Annotated in this window: 17 protein-coding genes; 6 read left to right on the top strand and 11 right to left on the bottom strand. The window is 62.3% G+C overall.

What is annotated here, in order from left to right; all coding sequences use genetic code 11:
• The first annotated feature begins 82 nt into the window (after window positions 1-82).
• The 6 genes from H5U38_09115 to H5U38_09090 all read left to right on the top strand — a co-directional run bounded on the left by H5U38_09115 (window position 83) and on the right by H5U38_09090 (window position 9353).
• A complete protein-coding gene (locus H5U38_09115; GenBank protein MBC7187179.1) occupies window positions 83-1177 on the top strand; it encodes a glycosyltransferase family 9 protein in 1095 nt (364 codons plus the stop codon).
• On the top strand, window positions 1174-2298 hold the full coding sequence (locus tag H5U38_09110) for a glycosyltransferase (GenBank protein ID MBC7187178.1): 1125 nt from the start codon (window positions 1174-1176) through the stop codon (window positions 2296-2298). Before H5U38_09115 ends, H5U38_09110 begins: the two co-directional genes overlap by 4 nt.
• A 56-nt stretch (window positions 2299-2354) precedes the next feature.
• Complete coding sequence (locus tag H5U38_09105; GenBank protein MBC7187177.1) at window positions 2355-3716, top strand: glycosyltransferase family 4 protein; 1362 nt, start codon at window positions 2355-2357, stop codon at window positions 3714-3716.
• 237 nt (window positions 3717-3953) lie between these two features.
• Entirely contained in the window at window positions 3954-5120 is a 1167-nt protein-coding gene (locus tag H5U38_09100; protein MBC7187176.1) for a glycosyltransferase family 4 protein, read from the top strand.
• A gap of 44 nt (window positions 5121-5164) precedes the next feature.
• Window positions 5165-7093: a Glu-tRNA(Gln) amidotransferase subunit GatE gene (gatE, locus tag H5U38_09095; protein ID MBC7187175.1), complete on the top strand. Its 1929-nt coding sequence runs from the start codon at window positions 5165-5167 to the stop codon at window positions 7091-7093.
• 94 nt (window positions 7094-7187) lie between these two features.
• Window positions 7188-9353, top strand: a complete 2166-nt coding sequence (locus tag H5U38_09090) for an RNA-binding transcriptional accessory protein (protein MBC7187174.1) — start codon at window positions 7188-7190, stop codon at window positions 9351-9353.
• Window positions 9354-9764: 411 nt separating this feature from the next.
• On the opposite strand, the gene H5U38_09085 is transcribed toward H5U38_09090, so the two are convergent.
• The 11 genes from H5U38_09085 to H5U38_09035 all read right to left on the bottom strand — a co-directional run bounded on the left by H5U38_09085 (window position 9765) and on the right by H5U38_09035 (window position 20235).
• Window positions 9765-10325, bottom strand: a complete 561-nt coding sequence (locus tag H5U38_09085) for a hypothetical protein (GenBank protein ID MBC7187173.1) — start codon at window positions 10323-10325, stop codon at window positions 9765-9767.
• A 31-nt stretch (window positions 10326-10356) separates the two neighbouring features.
• Window positions 10357-10776 (bottom strand): hypothetical protein, encoded by a 420-nt coding sequence (locus H5U38_09080; GenBank protein MBC7187172.1) that lies wholly within the window; start codon window positions 10774-10776, stop codon window positions 10357-10359.
• Window positions 10777-10779: 3 nt separating this feature from the next.
• On the bottom strand, window positions 10780-11379 hold the full coding sequence (locus tag H5U38_09075; GenBank protein MBC7187171.1) for a hypothetical protein: 600 nt from the start codon (window positions 11377-11379) through the stop codon (window positions 10780-10782).
• 17 nt (window positions 11380-11396) lie between these two features.
• The gene (locus tag H5U38_09070; protein MBC7187170.1) at window positions 11397-12704 is read right to left on the bottom strand and encodes an N-acetylmuramoyl-L-alanine amidase; all 1308 of its coding nucleotides are present in this window, start codon (window positions 12702-12704) and stop codon (window positions 11397-11399) included.
• Window positions 12705-12765: 61 nt separating this feature from the next.
• On the bottom strand, window positions 12766-13317 hold the full coding sequence (locus H5U38_09065; protein MBC7187169.1) for a hypothetical protein: 552 nt from the start codon (window positions 13315-13317) through the stop codon (window positions 12766-12768).
• A 231-nt stretch (window positions 13318-13548) separates the two neighbouring features.
• Window positions 13549-14775 (bottom strand): AmmeMemoRadiSam system protein B, encoded by a 1227-nt coding sequence (gene amrB, locus H5U38_09060; protein ID MBC7187168.1) that lies wholly within the window; start codon window positions 14773-14775, stop codon window positions 13549-13551.
• Window positions 14776-14822: 47 nt separating this feature from the next.
• Window positions 14823-15971 carry a DUF1343 domain-containing protein gene (locus tag H5U38_09055; protein ID MBC7187167.1) on the bottom strand — a complete coding sequence of 383 codons (1149 nt, stop codon included), beginning with the start codon at window positions 15969-15971 and terminating at the stop codon, window positions 14823-14825.
• A gap of 85 nt (window positions 15972-16056) precedes the next feature.
• Entirely contained in the window at window positions 16057-18066 is a 2010-nt protein-coding gene (locus H5U38_09050; protein MBC7187166.1) for a LysM peptidoglycan-binding domain-containing protein, read from the bottom strand.
• 127 nt (window positions 18067-18193) lie between these two features.
• Window positions 18194-18691 (bottom strand): SWIM zinc finger family protein, encoded by a 498-nt coding sequence (locus H5U38_09045; protein ID MBC7187165.1) that lies wholly within the window; start codon window positions 18689-18691, stop codon window positions 18194-18196.
• 37 nt (window positions 18692-18728) lie between these two features.
• Entirely contained in the window at window positions 18729-19946 is a 1218-nt protein-coding gene (locus H5U38_09040) for a M48 family metallopeptidase (GenBank protein MBC7187164.1), read from the bottom strand.
• A gap of 55 nt (window positions 19947-20001) precedes the next feature.
• On the bottom strand, window positions 20002-20235 hold the full coding sequence (locus tag H5U38_09035) for a T9SS type A sorting domain-containing protein (protein MBC7187163.1): 234 nt from the start codon (window positions 20233-20235) through the stop codon (window positions 20002-20004).
• Window positions 20236-20252 lie beyond the last annotated feature (17 nt).

The following is a 20252-nucleotide window of genomic DNA, read 5'->3' as shown; positions in this document are numbered from 1 at the left end:
GAAGCAAGAGTTGCGGGGACACGGGAATGCGAAGGTATCGCCACCCCTGTGCAACAGCGGTCCGGTTACTTCTGCGAGGACAATGACGTTCGCCTATCGCCCCGACTGCCGACATTTCCGCGGCGACGTGCCGTGTGCTCCCCACAAGGCCCACCAGGTCCACTGCGATGCGTGCCAGTGGTACGAGCCCACTTCCGGGCGCATCCTGATCATCAAGCTGGGTGCTGTGGGCGACGTGATCCGCTCAACCCCCATTCTTCACCCCCTGCGCCGGGATTTCCCCCAGGCGGTGATTCACTGGTTGACCCACACGCCCGAGGTCATCCCCGACATTGTGGATCGGGTGCACCCGTGGCGGCTGGAAGATATCCTTTACCTGCAGGCCACCGAGTTCGACCTGGTCATCAACCTGGACAAAGACAGGGAAGCATGCGCCTTGGCCACCATGGTGCGGGCGCGAGAGAAGAAGGGCTATCTGCTGCGCGATGGCACGCCGGCTCCTGCCAATGCGGCGGCCGAGGGCAAATTCCTGACCGGCCTCTTTGACGATGTCGCCAAGACCAACAAGAAATCCTACCCCCAAGAGCTCTTTGAGATTTGTGGCTACACCTTTGCCGGCGAAAAGTACATTTTGAGCAACTTCGCCCACCTCGGTCTGAAATGGCATGTCCCGCAGCCGCGGCCGCTGGTAGGTCTGAACACGGGCTGCGGCAGCCGCTGGAGGTCAAGGTTGTGGCCCGAGGAATACTGGGCACAGTTGGCTAAGGAGTTGCGCGCCAAGGGGCTGGGAGTCATCCTCTTGGGCGGCCCCCAGGAGCACGAGAAAAACAGACGCCTTGCAGAAGCGACCGGCGCGGCCTATTTGGGCCACTTTCCGTTGCCACAGTTCATCAACCTTGTGGACCAGACAGACGTGGTGGTGACGGCGGTGACCATGGCGCTGCACATCGCCATCGGATTAGGGAAGAGAGTGGTGCTCTTCAACAACACGTTCAACCGCCACGAGTTCGAGCTGTATGGCCTTGGCGAGATACTGGAGCCCGAATTCTCCTGCAGTTGCTTCTATGCCGCCGAGTGCCCGAATAACTGCATGCAATACCTCCATCCAGCGCGGGTGTTGGCAAGCTGCCTGCGCCAGGTGCAAATGCTCGCCCCAGGGGGGGTGGCCGGCGCATGAAAATTGTGATTGTTGGCACCGCTTACCCATTGCGCGGGGGTATTGCCCACTACAACGCGCTTCTCTACCGCACACTCCGCGACCGCGGCCACCAGGTGCACGTGATTTCCTTCAAGCGACAATACCCTGCTCTCCTGTTCCCCGGCCGTACCCAACAAGACACCGGGGAGGAAACCATTCCGATTCACGCGGAGCCGCTACTGGACTCAATTGGGCCTGTTTCGTGGCTGCGGGCAGCCTTGCGCATTCGCCAACACGCTCCAGACCTGGTGGTCTTCAAGTACTGGATGCCCTTCTTCGCGCCGTGCTTCGCCACGGTGGCCTTCCTGAGCAAGCTGCTGTGTGCGGCGCGCGTCGTCTACATCTGCGACAACATCGTCCCCCACGAAGGCACGCGGCTCGATGTCCCCCTCACCAGACTGGCCCTCGCCTTTGTAGACCACTTTGTGGTCATGTCCCACACGGTGCAGCAGGACCTGTTGCGCTTTGTCCCACATGCAGATTTCCGGCACGTGCCACATCCGGTGTACAGCATCTTCGGTGACCCCTTGCCTAAGGAAGAGGCGCGCCGCCGTTTGGGCCTGGGCAGCGGCAACCTGATCCTCTTCTTCGGTTACGTGCGCGCGTACAAGGGACTGCATGTCCTCCTCCAGGCAATGCCGGAAGTGCTGCGGCAGACGCCTGTTCGCCTGCTGGTGGCTGGTGAGTTCTACAGCGATAAGTCGACTTATCTGCAGCTCATCGAGCAGCTGGGCATCTCCTCTGCGGTGACGATTATGGACGAGTTCATTCCCAATCAGGACGTGAAGCTCTACTATTCGGCGGCGGACGTGGTAGTTTTGCCCTACTTGTCGGCGACGCAGAGTGGCATTGTCCAGATCGCCTACCACTTCAACAAGCCGGTGATCACGACCGACGTAGGCGGATTGCCGGATGAGGTGGTCCATGGGGCAACTGGCTTTGTCGTGCCGGCAAATGATCCCAAAGCGTTAGCCAGTGCCATCGTCAGCTACTTTGCCGAGAAGAAGGAGCACTCTTTCGCGGAACAGATCGCCCAGCACAAGAGACGCTACTCCTGGGATCGGTTGGCTGAGGCCATCGAGTCGTTTGCCACGCCATGAACTTCGCCCGCGCGCACACGACGTCGGCTCCTCGGCAAAGCCCTTGGCGGAAGAAGGTGCTGGTGGTGACGTACTACTTCCCCCCAAGCGGCGGGGCAGGCGTACAGAGGAGCTTGAAATTCGTCAAGTACCTGCCCTCCTGCGGCTGGCAGCCGGTGGTGCTCACCGCTCGCCATGCCGACTATCCCGCCTACGACCCCACGCTGCAGGCAGAGGTACCGCCGGAGGCTCGCGTCTTTCGCACGCGCATTGTAGAGCCGTACCGCCTGTACCGGCGATTGACCGGCAAGCGGCCAGATGAGGCCTTGGACATCGCCTCGCTCACCCGCGACGAGCGCCAGCGGCGCGCCTTCAAGGAACGGCTTGCGGAGGCGGTGCGGGCCTGGCTTTTTATCCCGGACGCGCGCGTAGGTTGGCTGCCTTTTGCTGTGTACGGCGGAGTGCGCGTGGCGCGCCAGGAGCAAGTTGCAGTCATCTACAGCTCCGCCCCGCCTTACACGTGCCACTTGATCGGCCTCTGCCTCAAGCTTCTCACCGGCCTGCCGTGGGTGGCGGACTTTCGGGACTCGTGGGTGGGGTGGTTGTCGGCGGCGCAACGGCCTCTTCTGCCCCGGGCTGTAGATTGCTTCTTGGAGCATCAGGTGCTGGCGCGTGCCGATGCGATTCTGGGCGTGTCGCGCGGCGTGGCAGAGGACCTGGCCAGCCGGCACGCGAAACTGTATGACAACCGCTGGCACATTCTGCCCAACGGCTACGACGGTGCCGACTACGAAGGCCTGACACCTCTGCCCCGACCAGACCGCCTCATCGTCACCTACACTGGCTCTCTGTACGGCCATCGCAACCCGGAGGCGCTGCTGCGGGCGGTGAAGTCACTCATCGCCGAGCAGCCCGTTCTCCGCGAGCGTCTCCTGCTGCGTTTTGTGGGACGGACCGGTGGGTTCATCGAGGAGATGCTTCGCGACCCGGAGCTGGCCGGCGTAGTGGAAGTGGTGCCCTATGTGCCGCACGGGGAGAGTCTGCGTTTCCTCTTGTCGTCGGACATGCTGCTGCTCATCATCGACGATGCGCCTGCCAACAAGGGCATCATCACCGGCAAGCTGTACGAGTACATCGGCGCGCGCAAACCCATCCTGGCATTGGCGCCAGAGGGTGAAGCCGCCGCCCTTGTGCAGCGCCTGCGGGTGGGGACTGTGGTCCCGCCAAACGATGAGCAGGCAATCAGGCGCGCCATCGAACTGGCGCACGAGAGATGGCGAGAGGGGCGTCTGCATCTGGCCAAGGTCGACGAAGCCGGAGTGGCATCCCTGGACCGTCGCCACCTGACCAAAGAGCTCGCCGGTGTGCTGGAGGCTGTGGTCACTGGGCAGGTTCCGCGCCCCGCTCAGGCAACAACAAAGGAGAGACACCGACTGTGAAGTGCCCGTCTGCTCCAGCGCAATCTCGCGGTTCGGCCATGCGGTGTGGGCGCAGTTCTGCAGCCCGGCGACCTCGTTTGATCGCCCCAATCTCCTGCCGCACCTTGGGGAGCTGCCTTTGGGCACCGCTTGGTTCTCCGCATGGCTGTCCCTCGGGCGTCCCTAGCCACTGGCGCCAGACGAGTCCCTTCGGTCCCACCACACGCTTGCCTTTTTCTGCATGAGGGGAGAGAAGCTGTGGCGAGAGGATTGCGGCTTCTGTACCTGGGAGACCCGGCTGCCATCCACGTGCAGCGCTGGCTGAGGTACTTTGCGGGCGCGGGACACAAAGCCGAGCTCCTGCCGTATCCGGGTTCCTTTGCCCATGTCAGTGCCGCCTCTCTTCCTGGCGTGCACTTGCACCGGCCCGGCGAAGGGCCTCTTCGCCACATTGTCCGCACTTGGCCAGGGCTTGTTACCAAGACGCTCATCATCGACAACGCCTTGCGGGTGCGCCAGCTGGCGCGCAGCGGGCACATCGACATCCTCCACGCGCACTACCTTTCGGCAAACGGCTGGATCGGCATGCTCAGCGGCATTCGCCCCTTCGTGGCCACAGCCTGGGGTTCAGACCTCAATGTCGATGTGCATCGCTCCCTGTTCTACAGCGTCCTCACCAGGCTGTGCGTCCGCCGCGCAGATTTGCTCACCGCAAACTCGGCTGACCTGTGCCGCAAGCTGGTGCAGGCAGGAGCCGACGAGCGCAGGGTCCATCTGATCCAGGCGGGCTTGGAGCTTGAGCGCTTCCCCTTCAAACGGGGCGACTCAGACCTGCGGCAGGCTTTAGGCCTGCAGGACAGACCGGTGGTACTGAGCACGCGCATGCTCGGCAGGGTCTACAACCTGGACATCGTCCTCCGTGCCGTCCCCAAAGTGCGCGCAGCAGTGCCCGACGTCGTGTTCCTCTTCGCCTATCGCGGCACCGCCGAACAGGAGCAGGCTTTGCGCGCGCTGGTGGCAGAACTCAAGGTGCAGGACGCCGTGGTTCTTCTGGGGCCGGTGGAGAACGAGCGGATCGCTCCGCTCTACCACGTGGCCGAGGTGTTCGTCTCAGTGCCCTCTTCGGAGGGAATGCCAGGCTCTCTTACCGAAGCCATGGCTTGTGGCGCCGTGCCCGTGCTCAGCGACCTGCCGTACGTGGGCGAGTGGGTGCGTCACGGGGAAAACGGCCTTGTGGTACCTGTACGAGACGTAGACGCGCTGGCAGAGGCTATTGTCTGGCTGCTGCGCCATCCGCGCCAGAGAGCTGCTATGGCGCTTCGCAATCGTTCTCTCGTGGAGGAGCGTGCCGACCACCGTCTGTGGATGGCACGAGTCGAAGAGCTCTACCGTTCCCTGCTGTCTTCACCAGCACGCTCGAGGTAGCGTCGGCCAGTCGCTAAATCAGAACCATGCGCGCTTGAGGCATTATGCACACCTTTCCCGAACAGATCGACTACCAGGAACTTGGTCTGAAGGTGGGTGTCGAAATCCACCAGCAGCTGCTCACCGAGCGCAAGCTCTTCTGCCATTGCCCCGCAGGTCGTTACTCACACGTGCACCAGGCCGAGGTCCTCAGGCACATGCGCCCGACCCTCTCCGAAATGGGCACCTATGACGGCACCGCCCTCATGGAATTCAAGACCAAGAAAAACGTCGTCTACCTCCTCAACCCAGAGTCGGTGTGCACCTATGAAATCGACGACACGCCGCCATTCTTGGTCAACGAGCAGGCGTTGGACATTGCCATCCAGATTGCCTTAGCCTTAGAGTGCAAAATCATCGACGAAGTGCACGTGGCGCGTAAGCAATACCTGGATGGCAGCATCCCCACTGGCTTCCAACGCACCATGGTTGTGGGCATTGACGGGGCAGTGCCCTTCAAGGGGCGGACGATAAGGATCTTGCAGGTCAACTTGGAAGAGGACGCCTGTCGCGAGGTCAGCGACGTGGGCCATACCATCACCTTTCGCACCGACCGCCTGGGCATGCCGCTGGCGGAGATCATCACTGGTGCGGACATGCACACCCCAGAGGAAGCCGCCGAGGGGATCCGCCTCATCAGCCAGGTGGTGCGGGCCACCGGCAAGGTGCGCCGGGGCATCGGCTCGGTCCGCCAGGATGTCAACGTGAGCATCAGCGGAGGCGGGCGCTGCGAAATCAAAGGCGTGCCGAGAATAGGCCTGATCCCGGCCCTGGTGCACTACGAAGCCATCAGACAGAAGAGGCTCCTTGAGCTGCGTGACGAGCTGCGCCATCGCGGCCTCTTCCCCGCATCTCTGCGCTTCGAGATCCACAAGCTCAACGACGTTTTCGCCCGCTCGGAATTTGCGCCTTTTCGGGAAGCAGTGCAGCGAGGGGAAATCGTGCGCGGCATCAAGCTGGGGGGCTTGCGTGGGTTGTTGAACCATCCTCTGGGAGCCGGGCGCACCTTTGCCGACGAGTTAGCCGGAAGAGTGAGGGTCATTGCCTGCCTGGATCAGCCGCCGATCCTGGTGCACACCGATTCCTACCCCCACTACCCTGGCCGCGAAGCGGAGCTCGCGGTCATCCGCGAGCGTTTCCGCATGTCGGTGCAGGACGCCGTGTGCATCTGCCACGGTAGCGACGCCGACACCAACACCGCAGTGGACGAAATCAGGACACGAGTGGTAGAGGCGACTGAGGGGGTGCCCAATGAGACGAGGCAGGCACTCCCGGGCGGCGCCACCGACTTTGAACGCATCCTGCCCGGGCCGGACCGCATGTACCCTGATACTGACCATCCGCCCACGCGCATCAGGCCGGAGCGCCTGGCCCGCCTGCAGACCACCGTGCCGGAGAAGCCTTGGGCGCGCTTGGCCCGCTACCAGCAATGGGGCCTCTCGCCGACGCTGGCACAGCAAGTCCTCAACAGCCCATATGTGGAGCTCTTTGAGAAGGCCGCCAAAGAGAACCTTTTCCCGCCGCGCAGCATAGCGGCACTGCTGGTGTGTCGCGCTCCCGCACTCCAGCGACGAGGCGTTCGGATAGCCTCCCTGCTGAACGCGCAATTCTTAGAGCTGGTACGCCAGGCTGGGGCGGCAGGGCTCAACGCCCAGCAACTGGCCACCGCCTTCGAGGCTTTGGGCTACAGCGAGGGGGCTTCCGTGCAACAGGTCGTAGCGGAAGTGCAGTATCAAAAATCGGACGGACGGGCGCTGCGCAAGGCCGTGGCAGAAGTCCTGCGCCAGTACAAAAACCTTGTCGCCGACCCAACCGTGCCCGAGGTCAAGAAGCTCCGCTACCTCATGGGCCAGGTTCGCCAGCACGCCCCTCACGCCTTTAACGGCAAAGAAGCGCATGCGCAGCTCACACGCGCGCTCGGCCGAACGAGGTAAGTTGGCTGTGCCTGCTCGCACAGGAGACATAACCCAAGTCGCCGGATGGCCATCTGGGCCAGCGCAGGGCCCCATGCTTTGAGGTCAACCGCTCATGGATGAAAACGCTCTCATTACGCTCCTGGCAGAAGAACTGCACCTGGGCTGGCGCCAGGTGAAAAACACGGTAGAACTGCTGGACGCCGGCAACACCGTGCCCTTCATCGCCAGATACCGAAAGGAACTGACCGGCAGCCTGGACGAAGAGGCCATCCGCACCATCGAGACGCGCATCCGCTACCTCCGCAACTTGGAGGAACGCAAGGCAGTGGTGCTGCGCAGCATTCAGGAACAGGGCAAGCTGACGCCTGAGCTCGAGGCGCGCATCCTCGCCGCCACCAAGCTCCAAGAGGTCGAAGACCTCTACCTCCCTTACAAGCCCAAGAAGCGCACGCGCGCCACTGTGGCCAGGGAGCAGGGCCTCGAGCCTTTGGCCCAACTCATTCTGGCGCAAGAGCTGGAAAGCGGCGATCGTGTGACCATTGCCGCCACGTACATTGCCCCGGAAAAGGGGGTAAAGAGCGCAGAGGACGCCCTGCGCGGGGCCCGTGACATTGTCGCCGAAGTAGTGGCCGACGATGCGGACGTGCGCCAGATGCTACGCGAGACAACCTGGCAGAAAGGGCTCCTCCGCACCGCCGCCAAAGATCCGGCTCACGCCGGTGTGTACGAGATGTACGCAGAGCATGCCGAGCCGGTGCGCAGCATTCCGCCCCACCGCATTTTGGCCATCAACCGAGGGGAGCGGGAAGACGTGCTGCGCGTGCATATCGAGATCGAACCGGAACCATTGATCGCGGCTATTGCCTCTCGCTACATCACCAATCCTTCCTCCATCTTCGTCCAAGACCTTGCGGCTGCTATCGAGGATGCCTACCACCGGCTGCTGGCCCCTGCCATCGAGCGGGACCTGCGCGCCCAGCTCACGGAACGAGCTGAGGAGAAGGCCATCCAGACCTTTGCGGAGAACCTCCGTCATCTGCTCATGGCGCCGCCAATTCGCGGCAAGGTGATTATGGGCATTGACCCCGGGTACCGCACCGGCTGCAAAGTCGCTGTCATCGATCCCACTGGTAAATACTTGGAAGGCCAGACCATCTACCCGCACGAGCCGCAGCGTCTGTGGAACGAGGCCAAGGAAGTGCTGCACGAGCTCATCGAAGACTACGCGGTGGACATTGTGGCCATTGGCAACGGCACCGCCAGCCGGGAGACTGAGCTTCTGGTGAGCGAAGTGATCGCCGAGGAGAAGCGTCCGGTCGTCTACACGATCGTCAACGAAGCGGGGGCCTCGGTGTACAGTGCCTCGCCACTGGCGCGCCAGGAGCTTCCCGAACTGGACGCCTCCATGCGGGGCAACGTGTCCATCGCTCGCCGCCTCTTGGATCCATTGGCGGAACTGGTCAAGATTGACCCCAAGTCCATCGGCGTGGGGATGTACCAGCACGACGTGAACCAGGCGCGTTTGAGCGAGGCCCTGGATTGGGTCGTGCAGTCCTGTGTGAATCGCGTCGGGGTGGATGTGAACACTGCCTCGCCTGCCCTGCTGCGCTATGTGGCGGGCATCAACCGCAAGGTGGCAGAGGCCATCGTCGCCCACCGCAACGCCCATGGTCCGTTCCGGACGCGTGAGGAGCTCAAGAGGGTCAAAGGGCTCGGCGAGAACACCTTTGTGCAAGCCGCGGGCTTCCTGCGCATTCCTGACGGCGACAACTTCTTGGATGCCACCGCCGTCCACCCGGAGTCGTACCCTGCCGCAGAAAAGCTTCTCAAGGAGCTCGGCCTCAGCCTTGAGGAAGCCAGAAAAGAGGGCGAGGTGGTGCGCAAGCGTATGCAGGAGCGCGGCCTCACCGTGGCGGAGCTGGCGGTGCGTTGCGGGTGTGGCCCGGAGACGTTGGCCGACATTGTGGAGAGCCTGGCGCGCCCGGGACGCGATCCCCGCGAAGACATGCCGGGGCCCATCTTCCGCAGGGACGTGCTCAAGATCGAAGACCTGAAGCCCGGGATGGTCCTGAAGGGCACGGTGCGCAACGTGGTCGACTTTGGCGCTTTTGTGGACATCGGCGTCAAACAGGACGGCCTGGTGCACCGCAGCCAAATGGCGCGCACCTTCGTCAAGGATCCCTTGGAGGTGGTCTCGGTCGGCGACGTCGTGGACGTCAAGGTGCTCGCCGTCGACGTGGAGCGCGGACGCATCTCTCTCAGCTTCGTCCTGGACTAAGAACTCCGGCCATCAAACCTTTCCTTGCAGATCTCTCCAAAGGGGAAACACGCCCCCGGGACATCGCAGGAGGCCATGCGGGGACGCCACTCCCGCCGCCGCTAATGGCCTCCGCGTGGTCATCGTCTCAGCCAGGACAGTCTTGTCGGTGATCCGCGACGAGAGGATGAGGCTGAACGAACAGCCAGTGAGATATTTCTCTCTTCTCGGATATTCCGGCTTATGCAATCTCACGCGGATCCCTCAGAAAGAAATTCGTCTGCAGTGGCGGCAAGTGCTCACTTTGTAATTGGCCATCTCCGCGCTCGATCCTGCCGCTCAATGCTCGTCCTGCACCGCCAATCACCGGGGACCGGGCCTGCCAACCGATGGGCATGGGCTACGGAACTTCTGCTGGCCCCCAAATAAGGCTCAAAAGAGCCCGCCCCAGCGCACCGGGAGGTTGCCGCCGAAGATGAAGCCAGAGTCGCGCCGGTCGAGAAAGGCCCACACGCTCAGGCGCCCGATGGAGCTGCCTACCAGCAGAACCGGCATCAGCTCGTCGCGATCGTGGTCGCGCACCGCTCCCACGCCTGCTTCAAACCGGAAAAAGGCCTCGCCTTTGATGCGGCGATAGTCCTGTGCCAGCTGCCGATAGCCGGCGTAGAGCTGCTGCGTCTGCTCGATGAGGGCCGACTGCAAGCGAAAGTGGCGCTCATAAGCAGCGTTCATCCTCTCGTAGCAGGCCAACAGAGAATCGGCCGCCTGGGCGCGACTCAAGGCGGCGCTTAGCTCCTCGCGCGCCTTTAGCGCCTCCTTGGCGGTGGCAAGCGGCACGGCCAGGTAGGTCTGGCCGTTGATGTTCACCAAGAAGTTGCCGCCGCTGGAATCAATGACGGCACACCTCTGGCCGAAAAGCGAAGGAGTGGTAACAGCCACCAGCAAAGCCGCACCGGCGATGGCGGCCAGAGGATTTAGTCGGGATGCGTGCATGTGCTTACCTCCTCTCCACGGCGTGCCGTGCCTACCGCCGGTCGCCAAATGCCCTGGCAAAGGCTTCCATCACTTCTTCGGAACTCATGCGCTCGATGGCCTCGACGCGTTTTTCCTTCTCGGCCTCCAGCATCAGGATGCGCCGCATGTAGGCGGCCCGCTCTCTCCGCATGGCTTCCTGCGCCTCGCGCACCTCTTGCGCGGACAGCGCATATTGCTTCCGCAGCTCTGCCAGCCGTCGCTCCAGGCCTGCCAATTCCGCCTCTCTGGTCTGGAGCTGCTTCAAAAGCCGGCGCCGCCTGGCCTCGGCAAACACAGAAAGGCCAAGGACTGCGGCCAGGGCCGCCAGCACAAACACCATCCCCGCCTTGGCGCTCCTGCGGAGCTGCCAAAGCACACCGGCGATGATGAGCACGCCGACAACAAGCAGCGCGATGGTGTACAGGTCCATGAGCTACCTCCCCTCAGGGACAGCCGTGCCTGCCTCGGCCTGCGCCTCCTTGCGCTTGCGCCGACGCTCGACCTCCTGAATAAGACTGTGCACCGGCTCCGAGCCAAGGCCCACGATGATGCCGCTAACCAGCATGGTCACTGCCGCGGGCAACTTCTCCAGACGGTCGATCTGCAAATCCATGTTGAAGGTGCGCACAACGTCAATCTTGGTGGCCACGCACAGCGCAACCCCCAGTAGACTGGCCACTACCCGGGTGGTCACTGCGATGGCAGCATGGCGAACGAGCTTTGGACTGATGATGGGGATCATGCCTGAGTGTCCAGCCTTCTTGCCCAGCAGGACGTCGCGGATCAAGTAGAGCAACGCAGAAGCATCACTGGCCTGGTACAAGGCCGCGCCGCTGGCACGACGCGCAAGCCGCAGGCGCAGCCTCTCCGCGCGCTTCTGCCACCAGCGATACCAGCCGCACTTGTACTCCAGCATGTCGTAGCAGGCCATCAGCACTTCCATGATGCGCTCCACAAGCAGGGCCAGCACCAGAATCAGCAAGTACAGGTAGGTCACGTGCAGAATGACCTCGCTCGTCGTCTGATTCTCCATGGCTAAGCACCTCCGGTTCAGACGTAGAGGAAAGGCTTCTTCTGGAAGAGGGCAAGCTCTCGACGCGCGTCTTCCGACTCCTGCCACTGGCGGTGATAGCCAGCTACCAGCTCCTGGAACAAGGCAAAGGGGAAATTGGAGCCGGGACAGCTGGTAGGTACCAGCGCGCTATGAGGCACGATGGCGCTGTCGAACGCCAACGGGATGTCATAAAGCAGCGTCCACAATGCCACCACGCGCGCCGCCGCGTCCAACTGCGCATCGCTTGGCGAGAGCAGGCCGTACCTGCCGTCGTAATTGGCAAAAGGCTGGGCTGGATCAGTCTCAAAATTGCCGTTCAGGGCAATGCCCAAGGAGCGCAGATTGTAGCCCCGCACGTGATTGCCGTAACGGTCCCAGCGGCAGAAGGTGTGGACAGAACCGTCCTTCAGCACCACGCAATGGTAGCCTGTCACCCACCCTTTTTGCTTGATCAGACTGACCACATCATTGAAGGTGGTATCGCTGTGCATGCCGGTGTGATGGAAGACGATGAGGTCCGGGTTGGCAGGCCGCAGGTGGACGTGCTCCAGCGCCTCCCGGTCGATCCCTCCGGAGTAGGGGACGCCAATCACTCCTTGGCTCGAAAGCACAGGCGCTGCGCTCCCTGGCCCGCGAGGCCTCTCCTCGACGCCCGCTGTCTCTTCTGCTGGCGCCGATTTGAGACTGGTGATCTTGCGCCGCGTGATAAATTCGATGAGAAAGTGCACCGGCTGCGCCCCCGCACCGATGAGCACACCCGTGAGGACCCAATCGAGGCGCAGTGGTATGCCAATCTCTGCCCCCATCAGCCTCGCCAGCAGGCCAAAGTGCGCCACAGAGCAGACTACTACCCCCGCAAAGGCGCCGAGGATTTGCAACCAGAAGGTGCGCACCACCTTGAGGCGGTCGGGAGTCGGCATTTCGTCGACCAGCGCTGTGCCCTCGGGGCACTGCTCTTCCACCTCGGTCCTGCTCGTGTCGAGGTCCAACTTCTCCAGCTCGGCCAAGCGTGCGGTGAGCGAGCCTCTGAACGCCTCGGGCAGAGCCTCCCCTTCCCTTCTCAGCTTGGCCCGGATCTCTTCCAGCTCCTCCACCTGGAGGTCATGGGCATTCTGCTCATGGCGTGCCTGTATGGCAGCGATGAGCCGTTCGGGCGCCTCGCTGGCTTGCGGAGCCAACTCCTGAGCATGGAAAAGCACCTTGTCAAACAGCGTCTTCACCACCTGCAGCACGCGCTCGATGGTGAAGGCAAGACCCAAGGCAGCGGTCAGGGCCACCAGGATCTGCTGGTAGTCATGCTCCATCGCCTGTTTTCTCCCCTAGCTGCGTGAGAGTCAAGGAGGCAACTGAATGAGCCTTTTGCGCTCAATCCTTCGCGGCAGTGGGTGGCTCGGGCGTGTCAAACTCAAGCCCAACCGGGTGAATCTGCTCAGAGAAGAGGCGCACCAGCTGTTCGAGCTCGGGAATGCCCACCTGGTAGAGCTCCCCCTGCTTTGTCTCGATGCACAGCACCTTGTTGCCTTCGGTGAGTACGAAGGCACGCCGCCCGTTGGCGAGGACAAAGTGGCCACTGCGCACAGTGCGCGTTGCTGTGCCGCTCTTCTTTTTCACCGGGCGCCAGGGGTTGTCGCGATGCAGCTCCTCCACCCAGGCTCTCGCCACGTCGGCCCCGGTGAGCACACGTTCACGATACATCGGCACCTTCAAGCTCAGCTTGCCCTGGTCAAGCTTCACAGTACCTGGTGTGCGAAGATGATACACCCAAAGGCCGATGGCGACGCACACGGCGCCGCCGAGCATGTAGGACAGCGGATTCTGCCGCCCTCGGAGTATGCCCAGGAGCATGAGACAACCCAACACCACCACGCCAATGCCAGAAGCTGCGACAAATTTGAGGACGGGAAGTGTGTAGGACATGGCCGCCTCCGTGGCTATGTGCAGTTCACCGGCGGCGTGCAGTGGGCCTGACCGCACGCCTCTGTTCAGCCATAATATACGACCTTCCCCCAAGGAAGTCAAGCAAAAGAGTGGCAAAAGTCAACACCCGAGCGGCGCGGTCGGCGAAGCGTGATCAAAAGCAAGTTCGCGATGGACGTACAGTTGGTTTCCTCGGTTCGGCTGGCCCAAGAGACGGCCCGTTCAGGCAACTCAGAACAGCGCTACCGCAGCAAAGGTTACCACCGACCCCTGGTCGTCCATCACGGCGTGGCGGTGGTCGAGCACCGCTCCACCTCGGACCTCCAGCGCTCGCAGCAGAGTGTAGATGGGCGGAAACCCGCACACGCGGAAGCGGTTCTGGGAAGCGGCCATGCTCCTGGCCACCGCCTCCGCGTCGCCCCTGGTCACGGCTTCGAGAAACTCGAGGTCGTGGCGTCGGACAAGGGCGAGGCGATTACTGTCCACGGCCCACGGATCGCCATAGCGCGGTCCGACGTGCGACAGGTCGGCACTTGCCAGCCCGATGACCCGCCCAGAAAAGCTCTGCACTGCGCTGCGCAGCGCCTGCACAAAGTCACGGACGCGCCCACCATCGCCATTGTCGTCGAGCAGCTGCTCCGCGGAGAACGAACAGAGGATGGGAGCAATCCGCACTTCACCAAACAGGTGTTGCAGGAAGAGCACCTGGAATTCGATGGTATGCTCGCTGCGGTGGGCAAGTTCATTAGCGAAGAGGTCATCGCCCCATTGGCGAGCCACGCTTTCCATGAAACCCTGATCGGTGGGGGCTACGCCGAGGGGCGTCTGGAAGGGTTTCAGTGTGCCGGCGAAGAGAGAAGAGACCGGCGCATGGCTCGTGCCCAGCACTAAGTACAGGTCGGCCTTGCCTGCGGTGAGCAGTCCGCGGTAGGCGTGCCCGTAGCATGGGCCTCCGGCGCGCAGGTCGATGTGCGGCACCACGCACCCTTTGAGCTGGTCAGGCTGGAAAGGCGTCCGGCCGGGGCCTTCCTCAGTGGCGACCTCACAAAAGTTGCTCAGCAGCCGGCGAAGCTCCTCTGCCTCGGCGGGGTAGCTCTGCCCCGCGTGCGCACTCTCCCGCACAGGCGCGCGGCGAAAGGCCTCCTCCACCTGCTGCCGGTGCTTGGCAAAGCGCTCGTTGTCCAGCAAGAGCTGCTCGTCCAGCATGCGGACAAGCTGGTTGAGCTGTTCCTCAAAAAGAAAGCTGCCGAAGCGGCGCATGTATGCTGCCCGCAGGTCCAACAAGGAGTGACGTCCATCCATGAACTGCAGCACATAGGCCAGGTCTTCTGACAGCAACACCACGCCGTCGGAAAGGTGAGTGGGGTCGTGCACCGCCACCATGTTGCGACCGCCGTGGCGTATGGGCGTCGCATCGATGAGGCGCAATTTGGGAAACTGTGGGAGCGGCTCACTCACGCAGGGCACGGTCTCCAGCGGAACCCCAGGAGGATGGCCGACCGGGGTCAATCATAGAGCAGGTATTTCTGGCGCAGGGAGAGAAACGTCTGCAGCTCCTGGTTCCAGGAGGCGATGATAGCCTCCGGCGCCTCGCCGCGGATCAAAGCGGTCGTCACTGGCGTGGAGCCCGTCATGAGGCGCATGCCCGCCTCGCGGATGGCAAACTTGTCCGGGTGCAAATCACGCAGCGCGGCAATGAGGTGGATGCCAAAATCGACTGCTCTCAGCGACTCCGGTTTGGTGACCCGCAGCCGCAAACCCTTGCAGAGCTGCCCCTCGTACTTGGGATTGGTCGCCACGCCGGGCAAGTCTACCGGCACAAATGAGGTCGAGTCCAATGCCAGGCCAGCAACCGAGCGGCGCTGCAACGCCTGGAGGAGTTTGGCAGGGTCGATCCACGGCGCACCGATGTTCTCGAAAGGCGCCTGCGTACCGCGTCCCTCGGCCACATTGGTCGCTTCCAACAACCCGATGCCAGGGTAGAGCAGGGCAGTCATCGGCGAGACGATGTTCGGCGAGGGCTTGACCCAGGGCAGACCGGTATCGCCAAAGAGCATGTGGCGCCGCCAGTTCTTCATGCGTACCACGGTGAGTTCTGCCTTTTTGCCGCCGGCCAGCCAGCCCTCTTCGTTGAAAAGCCGTGCCAATTCGCCGACTGTCATTCCATGGCGCAAGGCAATAGGATGGATGCCCACAAACGAGCGATTCTCAGGGGCCAACACCGGCCCTTCCACCATCACTCCCCCGATGGGGTTGGGTCTATCGAGCACAACGAAAGGGATCTGCTGCTCGGCGGCAGCCTCCATGGCTAAGGACATAGTGCTGATGTAGGTGTAGAAGCGCGTGCCCACATCCTGAATGTCGAACACCAGCACGTCCAGGTCACTGAGCATCTCCGGGGTGGGCTTCTTCGTCTCGCCGTACAGGCTGAGGATGGGCACCCCGGTCTTGGCGTCCACTTCGGCACCGATCTGCGCCCCGGCTTCGGCGGTGCCCCGGATGCCATGTTCCGGAGCAAACAGCTTGCTCAGCGTTACGCCGGGCGCTTCATGGAGGAGGTCGGCAATGTGGCGCCCTTGGCGGTCGATGCCAGTGTGATTGGTGATGACCCCCACGCGCTTACCTTTGAGCAACGAGCAATCGCTGGCGAGCAGCACGTCGAGGCCGCTTTCCACCGGAGAAGGGGCGGGCTCCCTGGCTGGCGAGCAGCACAGGGCGCCGACGAGCAGCAGCGACCAGCTACAGAATCGAGCGAGCATCCGTCTTCCTTCCATTTATCGCAGAGACCACCGGTATCCGGACAACATCGCCCGGACGCAGCTTCTGCAGATTCTTGCCCACGTTGTAGTCCACCACCAGCCAATAGGGCACATCGTAGACGTCCCTGCACAGGGAGTAGACGTTCTCCCCTGCCGCGATCTGGTGGGTGCGCACGCTGTCCACCCGGAAGCGCTGGAAAAAGTCCTCCCGAATCCCCTGGTGGTACTCGATTCTGCGGCGGCGGAACTCCTCGACGGTCACCTTGCTGAAGTTGACGAGGATGCGCTGGCCCACGTAGATGTCTTCGTTTGGCCTGAGGCCGTTGAGATTGCGCAAACGGCGCACCGGCAGGTTAAGCCAATCGGCAAAGTGGCCGATGGTCTCATCGCTAAGCACTACCACCGTCCTGCCCACCGGGTCTGGGATATCCACATAGAAAGTGTCCGGGCGCACTGCCGGGCCGTAGGGGCCAGTCGGCGCCAGAGGAGTGGAAGCCAGTGCGTGCGCGCTCGCTGCTGGCTGACCTGCAGTGTCCACAATGACCAGCGGTCGTGCCTCGGAAGTGGCACCACCTCCTTGCGCTTCACGTTCCCCACCTTTCGGCACCACCGCCAGCTTGGTCTCCGCCACCACTGACAAGAGCTGTCCGGGTTGCAACCGCTTCGGATCGTCTATGCCATTAATGGCCATCAGTTCCTGGATGCTCACGCCGAACCGCCGGGAGATGCTCCACATGCTGTCCCCCTCGCGCACCCGGTAATAGCCTGAGGCGGTCTTCTCGTGCACCTGCTCTTCGGAGCGCTCCTCTTTGGGAATTTCTGCGTACAGGGCTTCCGCCACGCTGGCCTTGTCCGGAGGTAGCCTGAGCTCGTAGCCTTCCGGCACGTAGCGGCGGTCGTCAAGCACCGGTCCACGCAGTGCGGGGTTGTAGGCCATGAACTCCTGTTTGCTCAGGCCGAATTTCTTCATCAAAGTGGAGGCCTTCACATAGTGCGGCACCCGGAAGACTGCATAGCGCACCGGCGGGTCCGTTTCCACCGGGCCGAAGTACTTCTCCCTGTTCTCCATCACATGCTTGGCCGCGAGAAATTCCGCATAAAAGTTCCGCGAAGCAAAACCGAAAGCGCGGCCACGATAGTTCGCAGCGATATGGCCAAGGTCAGAGCTTTCCAGCAGCTCTTGGGCCCGTTTCATGCCGTTGACGCCGTGGTTGTATGCAGTGACTGCTAATGGCCAGTTGCCCAGCTCTTCGTAGTTCTTCCTCAGCAACTTGGCCGCAGCTTCGGTAGCTTTGATAGGGTCAAACCGCTCATCGACGTCGTAGTTGATTTTCAAGAACAGGCGGCCGGTGCTGCGGGTGAACTGCCAGATCCCGGCAGCGCCCGACTTGGAATACGCGCGGGGATGGTAGAGTGACTCCACTAAGGGCAAATAGACCAGTTCCTCGGGCACTTCGTAGCGGCGGAGGATCTGCCGCATCTCTTCCAAGAAACGGCCGGAGCGTCGAAGCCCTTCCATCACCGCGTCCCGCTGCCCTTGCTGCCATCGTAGGTTGGCTGCCGCCTTCCGGTACTTGTACGGATCCTGGCAGTCGCGCCATAGCAGGTAAGCGCGCTTTTCGCGGCCCTTCAGGCCAAGCGTATCGATGGGTGGGTTATGGTCAAAGTGAGTCAAAATGGCCCGGTATTCGTTTTCAATGGGCCTCACGCGGGCATAGCGAGAACCCTCGCTGTACCGCCACAGGCTGTCCAGGTCGACCACCTCGTAGACGATATCCAGCCGCTCGGCATCGTGCAGGAGCATTTGCCGACGAGTGTAGACGGCATAGACCTTGGTCCAAAAGTCAACGTTGGCCTTGAGGTTGGGCGGCACCGGGAAGAGTTCCTCGCTCTCTGGTCCACCCACGGGTAGGGCAATGCCTGGCCCCACACTTATCAACCCAATCCCCAACAGCAAGACGATGTGCCGTGCAATGACCTGACCTCTCATGGCGCTCCCGAACCAGACTTTCGCATCTCCTGCAGATGGTAGTCGTTACAGGTGTTCCGCTATTCCCCGAACCGCCTGCACCCGTACGCCGGCTGCACTGCAGCCCTGCCCCCCACGGTGCCGCGCTTCACTCCACCTCTTGGTCAAACAGCGGATCGTCCTCGAGGAGGGAGTCATCATCATCGGCGGCGTCACGGCCGAGCGCGAGCGAAAGAAACTTGGGCTCTCGTACCAAAATACGCCGCACGATCCGCAGCAGGTCGCCCTTGTCTAACTTCTCCAGCTCGTCCATGGACTCCCCCACGTCCAGGAAGCTCTCCCCGTCGTTGATCCAGGAGTACAAGAGTGCCAGGGCGTGATTGCAAATGCCGCCGCGGTGAGAGCAGGTGCAGGAAGTGTAGATTTCCCTTCCCCGCACTTTGATCTCCACGATGTTGACCATCGTGAGCTCGCGCACCTGGCCAATGAGCGTGTTGCGAAAGACCGTCGCGCCGCTCACGAAGCCATTGGCGTAAAACTCCCAGCCGCGGCCACCCGTGCACTCCTGGTCCAGTTGGGCGACCTGCTCAGGCGTGATGCTGAGAAGCTCGGCAGCAATTGGATACTTTGCAGATTGCCTCAACATCGCTGGTCCATATGTCTTGTGACTTGCAACAAAACCGCTATCCCTCTGTCTCCGGAAGGTGCGTCAGCCTCTCCCTACTCTCCGGTGCCACTTGCCGCATGGCCATCTTCAGCCTTCTCCGCAAGCTCGGGTGGCTGTAGAAGAGAAATTCCACCACGGGATGCGGGTCCGGATCGGACATGTTCATCGCCCCCAGCCGCTCGAGGGCCGAGCGGAAGGCCTCGTTCGAGCCGTGTTGCAAGGCGAACAGATCAGCCTCGATCTCAAAGCGCCGCGAGAGCGCACGCAGCACCGGTGAAGTGAACACCTGGTAGGCCGCGAAAAGGCAGGCCAGCAGTGGCAAGGAGGCCAAGCCATGGGGCGAGCCAGCTCCCTTGCTCAGCAGGCGATCATAAAGCCAGGCGCTCGCCCACAGTCCCAGGGTCACCTGCGCTGCGGTTGCGGCCAGCATCTTCCACAGGTGGCCGTGCGCGTGATGGCCAAGCTCATGGGCCACCACGCTCTCGACCTCCGCCGGGGTAAAGTGGTCCAACAACGTGTCGCTGACCACGATGCGCCGCGTTCGCCCCATGCCCACCAGTGCCGCATTTGCCTTTCGCGACTTTCTGCTGAGGTCGAAGCGCAGCACCTCACTCACCCGCACGCCCAACGGTGAGGCCAAGCGAGAGAGCCGCTCCTGGAGCTCCTGATCACCGATGGGGTGGAAACGGTGAAAGAGCGGCAAGATCAGCCGCGGCCCCACCGCGGTAAGCCCGATGCTCACCACCACTGTCGCCACTGCATACGGGGCCCACCACGCCGTCGGCAAAGTACGAAAAAGGTAAAAGAACAAGAGCAACGCGGGCGCCGCCACCATCGCGGCGACCGTTATGCCCTTTGCCTGCTCGAGTAGCCACTTGGCAAAGTCCTGCGTGCACAGGCCGTACCGCCGCTCAAGGAAAAAGTCCCGCCACAGCAACAGCGGAAAGACGGCGGCCAGCTGCACGGACCCTACCAGGCATGCGAAGAGGAGGAAGGACAAATAGGGGTGAGCACACGCTGCGGTCGCCAGCCCTTCCAGATGCATGGTCAGACCGCTGAGCACCGACCCCAGCAGGACGGCCCATGAGAGCACCGTCTCCGCAATCCCTAAGAGCAACTTGTTCCGTTGGTAGCGGGCTGCCTCACTGTCCACGGCCACCTCCTCACCGTCCCGCCGCACCTTCCTTCCCACGGCGACAATGTACGAATTTCTTGCCTCTTTTTCAAGAGACAATTACTCCCACCGCTTCGCCTGCCGCCTATTCGCCACTTGCTGCCGCTGGCCGTACTCACCTCGCCTTCACCACCTTCTGCACGCGCCACCTGTTCCCGGCTTGTACACGACAGAAATAGACGCCTGAGGGTAACGCCCTTCCTGCATCATCATTGCCGTGCCAGGTGAAACGGTGTACCCTGGCGGGCAGCGGGCGCCCTTCCACCACCGTCGCCACTCGTCGCCCGACGAGGTCGTACATGCGCACAGAGACAACTGCAGGTTCAGCAAGCTCAATCTGTATCGTCACGTATCTCCGATCTGCTG

This window comes from Calditrichota bacterium (assembly GCA_014359355.1).
Classification (GTDB): domain Bacteria; phylum Zhuqueibacterota; class Zhuqueibacteria; order JANLFK01; family Oleimicrobiaceae; genus Oleimicrobium.
This window is presented reverse-complemented; position numbering and strand designations above follow the sequence as displayed.